Annotated in this window: 7 protein-coding genes; 5 read left to right on the top strand and 2 right to left on the bottom strand. The window is 42.8% G+C overall.

Annotated elements, in window-relative coordinates; translation table 11 throughout:
- The first annotated feature begins 31 nt into the window (after positions 1-31).
- The 5 genes from AC6H1S_RS06895 (at position 32) to AC6H1S_RS06915 (ending at position 7,187) form a co-directional block, all read left to right on the top strand.
- Positions 32-1,186: a hypothetical protein gene (locus AC6H1S_RS06895; RefSeq protein WP_199141469.1), complete on the top strand. Its 1,155-nt coding sequence runs from the start codon at positions 32-34 to the stop codon at positions 1,184-1,186.
- Between the two features lie 12 nt (positions 1,187-1,198).
- Complete coding sequence (locus tag AC6H1S_RS06900) at positions 1,199-1,705, top strand: hypothetical protein (protein WP_497565642.1); 507 nt, start codon at positions 1,199-1,201, stop codon at positions 1,703-1,705.
- Positions 1,706-1,839: 134 nt separating this feature from the next.
- The gene (locus AC6H1S_RS06905) at positions 1,840-4,167 is read left to right on the top strand and encodes a beta-galactosidase (protein ID WP_497565643.1); all 2,328 of its coding nucleotides are present in this window, start codon (positions 1,840-1,842) and stop codon (positions 4,165-4,167) included.
- Between the two features lie 101 nt (positions 4,168-4,268).
- A complete protein-coding gene (locus tag AC6H1S_RS06910; protein ID WP_497565644.1) occupies positions 4,269-5,798 on the top strand; it encodes an arylsulfatase in 1,530 nt (509 codons plus the stop codon).
- Between the two features lie 39 nt (positions 5,799-5,837).
- Positions 5,838-7,187, top strand: coding sequence for a Gfo/Idh/MocA family protein (locus AC6H1S_RS06915; RefSeq protein ID WP_199141472.1), 1,350 nt, complete (start codon positions 5,838-5,840; stop codon positions 7,185-7,187).
- A gap of 152 nt (positions 7,188-7,339) precedes the next feature.
- Here AC6H1S_RS06915 and AC6H1S_RS06920 read toward each other — a convergent pair whose 3' ends face one another.
- Together AC6H1S_RS06920 and AC6H1S_RS06925 are read right to left on the bottom strand one after the other, a co-directional pair.
- Positions 7,340-8,413 (bottom strand): phosphotransferase enzyme family protein, encoded by a 1,074-nt coding sequence (locus AC6H1S_RS06920; protein ID WP_497565645.1) that lies wholly within the window; start codon positions 8,411-8,413, stop codon positions 7,340-7,342.
- A gap of 113 nt (positions 8,414-8,526) precedes the next feature.
- Positions 8,527-9,546, bottom strand: coding sequence for a LacI family DNA-binding transcriptional regulator (locus AC6H1S_RS06925; RefSeq protein WP_199141474.1), 1,020 nt, complete (start codon positions 9,544-9,546; stop codon positions 8,527-8,529).
- Between the last annotated feature and the right edge of the window lie 615 nt (positions 9,547-10,161).

The raw sequence follows: 10,161 nt of genomic DNA on the forward strand, positions 1-10,161 counted from the left end.
TAAAGTTTATTCCTAATTCCTTTTGATTGATATGACGGCAGAAGAAAAACAAGAGCTCATTAAGAAGTTGCTCGCCAATAGGATAGCTATTGCCGATTTTCATTTGCTCCGTAAGGAAATCAATGAATTTGACCTTTCGCTTATTATCCAAAAGATCTACGACCTGAACGATGAACAGGTGCGCAAGATTGCCGCATTGGCTCCTGTAATGGCCAAAGTTGATGCCCTTAAAAATGCGCAGCGCAATAAGAAGTTCTTCGATAAGGTCAAAAATGGATTTCGGGCAGATTTGGCCAATAAGATCATTTTGGTAGAAGGCGACTCCTGGTTCAATTACCCCATTTTGCTCAGCGATGTGATCGATTGGGTTTCGATGGAGAAGAATATGGCGGTTTATAGCCTCGCTTCGGGTGGCGACTGGCTGCTCAATATGCTGAGTGCCAGAAGATACATCGAGCAATTATCTACCATGAACCCCGATGTTTTTATCATTAGCGGGGGTGGCAATGACTTGGTTGGCGAAAATCGCATTGCGGCCATGGTGAATCCGCTTGGCAAATCAGAAGAGTTTATGGAAAGCGCCTGGGCACGTGAACTGATGCGCATATCGAGAACGGATTTTGACCCCGATCGCTTCAATAATGGCCTGACTTACCTTTCCAAGGATTTTTTTGCCTTGCTAATGTTTTTTCAGTTGCAATATTATTACATCTTTAATGGCATTTTTACAGGGGGTACCGGAGATCCCAAAAATGGAAAATTCCCAGGTATTAAAGTCATTACGCAAGGCTATGACTACCCACAGCCTTCGCGCAAACTGGGTTTTGGTCTTAACCCGTTAAAATGGTATATACCCATAGTCAGAAAATTTTTGGGGCATGGCAGCTGGTTAAAAACACCATTGGATATGCGCGGAATTACCAATGAAGAGGCACAGCGGGATGTTTTATATGCCATGATCTTTTTGTTTAACGAAATGATGATCGAAGTGGGAGAGGTTTTTCAGGGCATTGCCGGCTACGATTGTGTATTTCATATCGATTCGAGGGGCGCAGTAGGCGATAAGGGCTGGACCGATGAGCTGCATCCTTTGCCAGAAAATTTTAAGAGAACAGGCGCTTCCTTTATCCAATGCATTAACGGAATACCTTCGCCAAACGGCTTGGTTTACCGGGTTAAAACCTAATTGCTCCAATTTATGAAAAAGGTAATTTTTGCTATATTCTTGGTCATCGTGCTCATCATGGGCTATCAGGGAAAACTGCTGGAGCGTGTTGGTTTTGGCATCATCAACTTAGAATTGGCCAAGGACGGCGCAACGGGCAAAAATATTTTGCAACAATGGCATGGCAGTCCTTATGGTGATGGCACCTTGCTGGATATCGCTAAGCAAAATGTACGGCTGGATTATTTTTTTATCGTGGTTTATGTCAGTCTGTTGATGGCCTTGGCCAATTCGCAGATGCAACGCGAAAAATCAGTTTGGCTGAATAATTTGTTGCGATTCAATTTGTTGCTGGCTTTTTTGACTGGTTTATTGGATGTAATCGAAAATATAATGATACAGCATAATTTTCATCATGTTTTAACTGCCGAAGCTTATTGGAACCCCTATGGGGTAGCACTTGCCAAATTTGGGCTTGCCGCCCTTAGTGTATTGGTTTTATTGTTTTCATACTTAAAATCATTCCTCAGTTTTAAATAATATCAATGGCCACCAGCTTAATTCAGGCAGTAAAAGTGAGGTTAAGGCAAACGTTTGTGTAATATTAGCTCGGGTTTAACTAAGGTAAATGGGTATTATTGGATTGTAAAACCTAACCAAACCTTAATTAAATCATGATAAAACTCAGCAGGCTTTTATTTTTCTTTTTGCTGTTATTCGTTGGCGCCAAGGCCATCGGCCAGGGTAAAGCCCAAACTTTTGCCATTGGCAATGAAGCTTTTGAACTGAATGGAAAGCCCTATGTAATCCGTTGTGGCGAAATGCATTTTGCCCGTATTCCTAAGGCCGAATGGCGCAACCGACTGCAAATGGCCAAGGCCATGGGGCTAAATACTGTATGCGCCTATCTTTTTTGGAACATCCACGAAAAACAGCCAGACCAGTTTACTTGGCAAGGGCAAAGCGATGCTGCGGAATTTTGCAAATTGGCCAAAGAAGAAGGTTTATACGTTATCTTAAGACCGGGGCCTTATTCTTGTGCCGAATGGGAGTTTGGCGGTTTTCCTTGGTGGCTGCTTAAAGATAAAACTATCCAATTGCGTACCCAACATCCTTATTTTATGGCAAGGGCTAAAAAATACCTGTTGGCTGTAGGTAAGGAGCTGGCTCCTTTGCAAATCAACAAAGGTGGCAATATCATTATGGTGCAGGTAGAAAACGAATACGGTAGCTTTGGCAGCGATAAAGTATATATGAATACCATTAAATCGTACCTGCAGGAAGCTGGTTTCAGCGTACCCTTGTTCCATTGCGATGGACCTACGCAATTAAAGAACGACCACCCTGAAGGCCTATTTGCCGTTGTTAATTTCGGGAGCAATCCAGAAGCCAACTTTAAGGCCTTGAGAGCCATCCAGCCAACCGGGCCATTGATGTGTGGCGAATATTATCCAGGCTGGTTCGACAGCTGGGGCAGGCCGCACCATAAAGGCGACACCAAGAGAATTGTAGAGGAACTGAAATACATGCTCGATCAAAAAGCATCGTTTAGTATTTATATGGCACATGGTGGTACCACTTTTGGTACGTATAGCGGAGCTAATGCGCCACCTTATCTGCCACAAACCAGTAGCTATGATTATGATGCGCCAATAGACGAAGCCGGTAACTCAACAGAAAAATTCTATGCCATTCGCGATCTTTTTGGCAAATACCTGCAAGAAGGGGAGACTTTGCCCGCCGTACCTGCGGTTAATCGCATCCAGAAGCTTAATCCGGTAAAGTTTACGGCTTACGCAGCGCTCTCTAAAAATTTACCAAAAGCCGTGGCCAGCGATACGGCCATGCTGATGGAAGACCTGAACCAGGATTTTGGTGCCGTTCTTTACCAAACCAGCCTGAAGGCTGGCGCAAAAGCCCTGCTGAGTTTTAAAGAAATACACGATTATGCCTTGGTTTATGTAAACGATCAGTTGATAGGTACCTTAGACCGTCGCAAGAATAAATTCAGTATAGAAATCCCAGCGCGCAAGCAGGCGTCGATATTGAAGGTGTTGGTAGAAGCTACCGGCAGGGTTAACTATGGCTATGCCATGCACGATCGAAAAGGTATCCACGGACAGGTTTTCCTGACCGAAAACAACAAGAAAACAGAACTGAAATCGTGGAAAAACTACCCGATCCGCTTGGGAGAAAACAATATTCCAATCCGATATGAAGCCTTGCCGACAGTTTCAAAACTGGGTGCCGGATTTTACAAAGGTACTTTTGTAGCCAATATGTTAGAAGACACCTACTTAGACCTGAGCAAATGGAACAAAGGCTTGGTGTGGGTAAACGGAAAATGCTTGAGCCGTTTTTGGAACATTGGTCCAACGCAAACCATGTTGGTGCCGGCAAGCTGGCTGAAAAAAGGATCAAATGAAGTGGTGGTTTTTGATTTGTTTGGGTTAGCCAAGCCCGAGTTGACCTTCTTAGACCGCCCTATATTGGATCAGGTAAACGAAGCTGTGGCTCAGGTACACAGAAAAGCTGGTCAGAAATGGCTGGCCGAAGAACAAAAACCTTATGCTTCGGGCACATTTGAAAATAATGCCAAATGGCAGAACGTAAGTTTTAACCCTATTGTTGCCAGGTATTTTGCCCTAGAAGCGCTAACTGAACAAAAAGGACAACCTTATACTTCGGTGGCCGAAATCGTGCTTTTAGACGCCAAAGGGCAAGAAATTCCTCGAACCAATTGGAAAGTAGTGTTTGCTGATAGCGAAGAGCTGAGTGGCGATGATGGCAGTGCAGTAAATGTATTCGATTTGCAGTTTACCAGTATTTGGCATACGCAATGGCAAGGCAGATCGCCTAAACCACCACATCAGCTGGTTATAGACTTGGGCAAGGCCTATAATATTGGCAGCATGAAATTATTGCCGAGACAAGACGGACCAAACGGACGGATTAAGGATTACAACCTCTATTTTTCGAAGACACTTTTCAAAGGACTATAAGGTTTTAGCAGTCAAAGTCAAACGTTTGTGTAATGTATAAATGGTTTAAGATATTGAAAATCAGTAATATTGGACTAACTAAATAACCAAGTCAAAACTGGATGAGAGCAACTGGACTGAAAACTTCATTTCTTATACTATTGATGTGCTGTGGCTTAACCACTATTGCGCAGCAAAAGAGTCCGAAGACTAAGCGTTTGCCCAATATTATTTATATCTATGCCGACGATTTAGGCTATGCCGAAATTGGTCCTTATGGACAGCAAAAGATAAAAACTCCCCATCTCGACCAAATGGCGAAAGAGGGGATGCGTTTTACCCAACATTATACCAGTGCGCCAGTTTGTGCCCCTGCGCGATGCATGTTGTTAACTGGCAAACATGGCGGTCATTCTTATATTCGCGGCAATTACGAAATGGGCGGATTTCCTGATAGCCTCGAAGGCGGACAAATGCCATTGCCAGAAGGAACTTTTACCATGGCTAAAATGTTAAAGCAAGTTGGCTATACTACTGCATTAACCGGTAAATGGGGCTTAGGCATGAACAATACTACAGGTTCGCCATTAAAACAAGGCTTTGATTATTATTATGGTTATCTAGATCAGAAACAGGCCCACAATTTCTATCCTTCGCATTTATGGGAAAACGATCAGGAAGCACCATTGGCCAATCCTGCAATGAACGTTCACCAGCGTTTGGATTCTACAAAAGCCACAGATAAAGATTTCGATTATTTTAAAGGGCAGGTGTATGCGCCCGATATGATGACCAAAAAAGCAGTCAAGTTTATTAACGAACACCAGAACAAGCCTTTTTTCTTATATATGCCTTACACTATTCCACACGTCTCCTTGCAGGTGCCAGAAGAATATGTAAAGCGGTACGTTGGCCAATTTAACGAAAAACCTTACTATGGCCAACAAGGATACGCAGCTACTAAATACCCTTACTCTACCTATGCGGCCATGATTACCTATTTGGATGACCAAATAGGTATCATCATGGACCAAATTAAAAAATTGGGACTCGACGAAAATACCATCATCATGTTTTCTAGCGATAATGGAACAACTTTTAATGGTGGTGTAAATAAAGATTTTTTTAACAGCCTCGATGGCCTCAGGGGAACCAAGATGTTTGTGTTTGAGGGAGGCATCAAAGAACCGTTTATTGCCCGTTGGCCCGGTAATATACCAGCCAACAGTACCAGCGATTTTGTTTCGGCCCAGTTCGATATGATGGCCACCTTTGCCGAGCTTACCGGGGCCAAGGCCGGCAATACCGATGGCGTTTCGCTGATGCCAACCTTATTGGGCAAAAACAAGCAACAAGTACAAAGAGATTATATTTATTGGGAATACCCAGAAAATGGAGGACAATTAGCAATAAGAATGGGCGATTGGAAAGGCGTAAAACTGAACCTGCGCAAAAACCTAAAAAATCCTTGGATGATCTTTAACTTGAAGCAAGACAAAAATGAAACTACCAATCTGGTAGCCCAACACCCAGAATTGGTACGGCGTTTTGACGAAATCGTTAAAAAAGAACACCAGGTTTCGCACTTGCTAGAATGGGAGTTTTTAGAAAACAAAGCGCCTAAAAAGGGTGGAGCAGATACTGATTACTAACTAAACACATATAAATATCAACCAAAAAAACAGAAACAAATGGAACGTAGAGATTTTATTAAGAATAGCGCAATGACCGGAGCCGCGTTTAGCATACTGTCCACGGGGCGGTTGTTTGCCGCCGATAAAGGCAAGGTAAGGCTGGGCTACATCGGGGTAGGTGCCAGGGGCATGAGCCACATTTCGGAAGGATGCCTTCGCGATGATGTAGAAATTGTTGCTATTTGCGATACTCAAGAAAGCTCTCTAAAAGGCTGCAGGTCTTTTATCGCCAAAAACGGAAGACCGCCTGCAGTAGAGTACACCGGCGGATTGGACGCTTACAAAAAGCTATTGGACAGAAAAGACATCGACGCGGTAATTATCGCTACCCCTTGGCAGTTTCATAGAGATCAAGCGGTTGATGCCATGAAAGCTGGTAAATACGTAGGCTGCGAAGTAATTGCCGGATTAACCGTTCAAGACCACTGGGATATCGTAAATACTTCCGAAAAAACCGGTATGCCTTACATGACTTTAGAGAACGTTTGTTACAGGAGAGACGTAATGGCTGTGCTGAACATGGTAAGACAAAATCTATTTGGTGAAATTGTACATTATGAAGGTGGCTATCAGCACAATTTGCGCAACGTATTGTTTAACAACGGAAAACAGTACTATGGCGGTGGAGTAGAATACGGTCCGAAAGCCCTAAGCGAGGCCCAATGGCGTACCCAATTTAACATTGACGTAGACGGCGATTTATACCCTACGCATGGGGTGGGACCAATTATGCAGTGTGCCAATATCAACAGGGGCAACCGTTTCACCAACCTGGTTTCGTTCAGCTCTAAAGCCCGTGGTTTGGCCTCTTATGTAAACGATCTTTCGCCGGGCCACCCGAACGCTAAGATCAACTACAAAAACGGCGATGTAACGACTACGATGATCAATTGTGCCAATGGCGAAACCGTATTGCTGAGCCACGATACCCATTTGCCAAGACCTTACTCGTTGGGCTTTAGGGTACAAGGCACAGAAGGTATTTGGATGGACGTCAACAAATCGATTTATATTGAAAAACAGGCCAAGAAGAACGATGTTTGGGAGCCTGCGCAGCCATGGTTGGATAAATACGACCACCCGCTATGGAAAAAATATGAAAAAGAAGCGGTTGGCGCTGGCCACGGCGGTATGGACTGGTTTGTATTCAACGGTTTTATCGAAGCGGTAAAACAAAAGAAACAAACGCCTATCGATGTTTACGATTCTGTAACCATGAGCGTAATTACGCCGTTGTCTACCAAATCTTTAAAAGAAGGCAATGCCCCTCAAAAATTCCCTGACTTTACCAAAGGGAAATGGGCAACACGCAAAAATACTTTCGCTCTCGACGACAGCGGATTATAAACCCTACCTCTACTGATGAAAAAAGAAAAAGGCACTTGATAATGAGTGCCTTTTCTTTTGGTGTTATTTTGTTGAGGAGTTTTTGATTGTTTTTAGCAAAGAGCCCTTAAAACCATTTTGCGAGTTTGATGGCGCAAACGTTTGCTGTTTTGCTAAGAGATATTGGTCAAATCGCCAATCTGCTCAATCATCAGATGGAGTTCTTTGCTATGGTCGGTGTATTCTTCCAATAGCCTGATCTGGTTTGTGGCGCGATCAAGGTTGTGGGTTTCGTAGCGGGCACCATAGTAAACGTCGTTGTTCAGGTAATCGGTTAAAAAACGTACGGCCTGCATGTAAATGATAAATTGGCCGGCATAAATAAACAGGTCTTTCTCTGTGGCGTTTAAAATATCAGCCATTTCAGACATGTAACCTTTGTAAATGGCCATGAAGAAAACTTTCCTCACGGCAATTTGATCAAAACTGGTCGATTCTTCCGATACCGGAGAAAGATAGCTGCGCATCATATCGCCAACATCGCTAATGTAATAGCCTGGCATCACCGTGTCCAGGTCTATTACGCATAAGCCTTTGCCGTTCTGGTCAAAAAGCACATTCGAAATCTTGGTGTCGTGGTGGATAACCCTCAACGGCACCTCAAGCTTTTGGCTCAGGATATCGAGGTATTTCTGCAAGATGTACTGCTGCTGTTCGATAGCCGCGATGGCTTCGGCAGCATTTCTCAGTCTTTCGGCATTTGCACTTTTCAGTGCGGTTTTAAATTGATTATACCGTAACTGTAGGTTATGGAAATCGGGTATGGTAGGATGTAGGGTACTCGCGTCGAATCCAGATAGCAACCTGCTGAATTTGCCAAACTGTTTGGCCGCTTCATAGGCTTGTTGCGCATCTTCGGCCGTATTTAGGGTAATCGAATTCTTAACAAAGTCGAAAATCCTGAAAGCGCCTTCTTCGGTCTCTACCAATGTTCGTCCACTTGGCGACTTCAGGGGCGCAACGAAAATATAATCTGGGAAATGTTGTTCGAGGAAAGATTTGAGTTTGTTGAGGTTCTCGTCTATGACATTTGGCTCCTTAAAAACATCAGTATTGACCTTTTGCAGAATATACTCCCTGTTGCGATGGCTAATCTTCCAGGTTTGGTTGATTAATCCATTGCCAACTGGCAGCACAAGACAATCTGAAATATCTAGTCCAAATTTGAGCAGTACAGTTTCAAGCATCGATTAAAATGGTTCTTATTCTTCAAACATAACTAAACGTTAGTTGAAGTGAGAACGCAAACGTTTGCTTGATTTTTACGTCCTTGACAGCCTGTGTTTCTGCGATTTAAATGTTAGTGCAAAATAAGCTCTGGGTCTATGGTAATGTGGTAATAGGCCTCTTTTTCCTCGTTTTCGCTTTTCTTTTTGGTCAGCAGGTCCAGCAGGATTTCCGAAGCCCTGTAGCCTTGCTGATAGGGGTTTTGCTCAACCGAAGCAATCGGGTAGTAGTCCATGTAGTGGATGATAGGCAGGTTGGCATAACTTACAAAATCGATTTCATCGTTGATTTTGATGCCCAAAAACCTCGCATATTTGATGGCGTACAGCGCTACATAATCGTTAAAGGTAACAATGGCCGTTGGCTTTCTCTTGTTGTTCAGCAGTTTGTCCATGGCTTCCCGCGTAGATTGCTCGGTCAAATCGCAATTGATGATGAGGCTTGGATCGAATTTAAGCCTATTTTTAACCATCGCCTGAATATAGCCGTCTCTTCTTTGGGCTGAAGCGTTGAGCGTTTCAGGACCATTGATCATGCCAATAGAGCGGTGTTTTTTCTTAAGCAGGAAATTCACGGCATCGTAAGTGCCATTTTCCATGTTGCAAGCCACATAATGGATGTCTTTTACCGGAGGAATGCGGTCGAAAAACACAATGGGGATATTCAGGTCTTCGAATTGTTTGAAATGGTCGATGTTAAAAGTGGTTTTGGCTAACGAGACCAGCAGGCCGTCAACACGATGGCTTTTGAATTTCTCGGCCAGGGTTATTTCCTTTTCCAGGTCGTCGTGCGATTGGGCAATCAATACGCTGTAGTTTTTTTTCAGCGCATAATCTTCAATGCCGCTTACCGCTTCCGAAAAGAATGATTCGGAAAGCTCAGGAACGATGACACCCAGGGTAAAGGTCTTGCCTTTTTGAAAAAAGATGGCTTTTTGATTAGGTACATAATTGAGTTCTTTGGCCAGTTGCTTTACGCGCATGCGGGTAGTAAGCCCAATGCTAGAATGGTCGTGCAGGGCTCTTGATACCGACGATGCAGATAGATTTAAGATTTTTGCAATTTCTTTAATGGTAGCTGGTTTATTGCTCATAGCCTAATTTTAAATGTAACGTGATGGGATTTTGCCCTATCAATAGGTTTAATGCTGGTGTTCTCGATTTTTCCAATGTTCGAAAATACAATTTTAATGTCCATTTTTTTATCAATTGTTTTGTTATAAGTGTTTTTGGACTAATTAGCAAGATCATGGCTGCTTATTGCCGATAAATATAGAGGATAAATTGGAACTAGGGTTTAAGTAGGGGAGCTGATTTTTATGTATTATTTATGGGAGTTTTGACCCGGGTTGATTGTTGATGGCTTTTGCTGTTCCACAACGCAAACGAATGTTGTTAAAAGAAATTGATGTTAATTCATTGTTTTTTTTGTCAAAATTATCAAGTCTGCTACGCTTCGAAGACAAATTGACGATAATTAAGCGATGATGATTTTTAGGGTATTTAGATGCTTAATGTGTTGATTTTTGGGGAATTGTTACTCTTTCTGTGTGTATTGTTTCGTGTTTGGGAAAATGGAATCTAAGTTATTATTTATAACGGGCATAAATTTCTACAGTTTGTGGAATTATAAAATTCAATATGTGGAAAATAGTCTCCTTATTATCTGTGTGGTTTTTGAGGTCGAGCTATGTGGAAACATTTTCAAA

It is taken from the genome of Pedobacter sp. TM02 (assembly GCF_059705275.1).

Coding starts and splice junctions, on each gene's coding strand:
- AC6H1S_RS06895 (WP_199141469.1), top strand. CDS start 32: ATGACGGCAGAAGAAAAACAAGAGCTCATTAAGAAGTTGCTCGCCAAT.
- AC6H1S_RS06900 (WP_497565642.1), top strand. CDS start 1,199: ATGAAAAAGGTAATTTTTGCTATATTCTTGGTCATCGTGCTCATCATG.
- AC6H1S_RS06905 (WP_497565643.1), top strand. CDS start 1,840: ATGATAAAACTCAGCAGGCTTTTATTTTTCTTTTTGCTGTTATTCGTT.
- AC6H1S_RS06910 (WP_497565644.1), top strand. CDS start 4,269: ATGAGAGCAACTGGACTGAAAACTTCATTTCTTATACTATTGATGTGC.
- AC6H1S_RS06915 (WP_199141472.1), top strand. CDS start 5,838: ATGGAACGTAGAGATTTTATTAAGAATAGCGCAATGACCGGAGCCGCG.
- AC6H1S_RS06920 (WP_497565645.1), bottom strand. CDS start 8,413: ATGCTTGAAACTGTACTGCTCAAATTTGGACTAGATATTTCAGATTGT.
- AC6H1S_RS06925 (WP_199141474.1), bottom strand. CDS start 9,546: ATGAGCAATAAACCAGCTACCATTAAAGAAATTGCAAAAATCTTAAAT.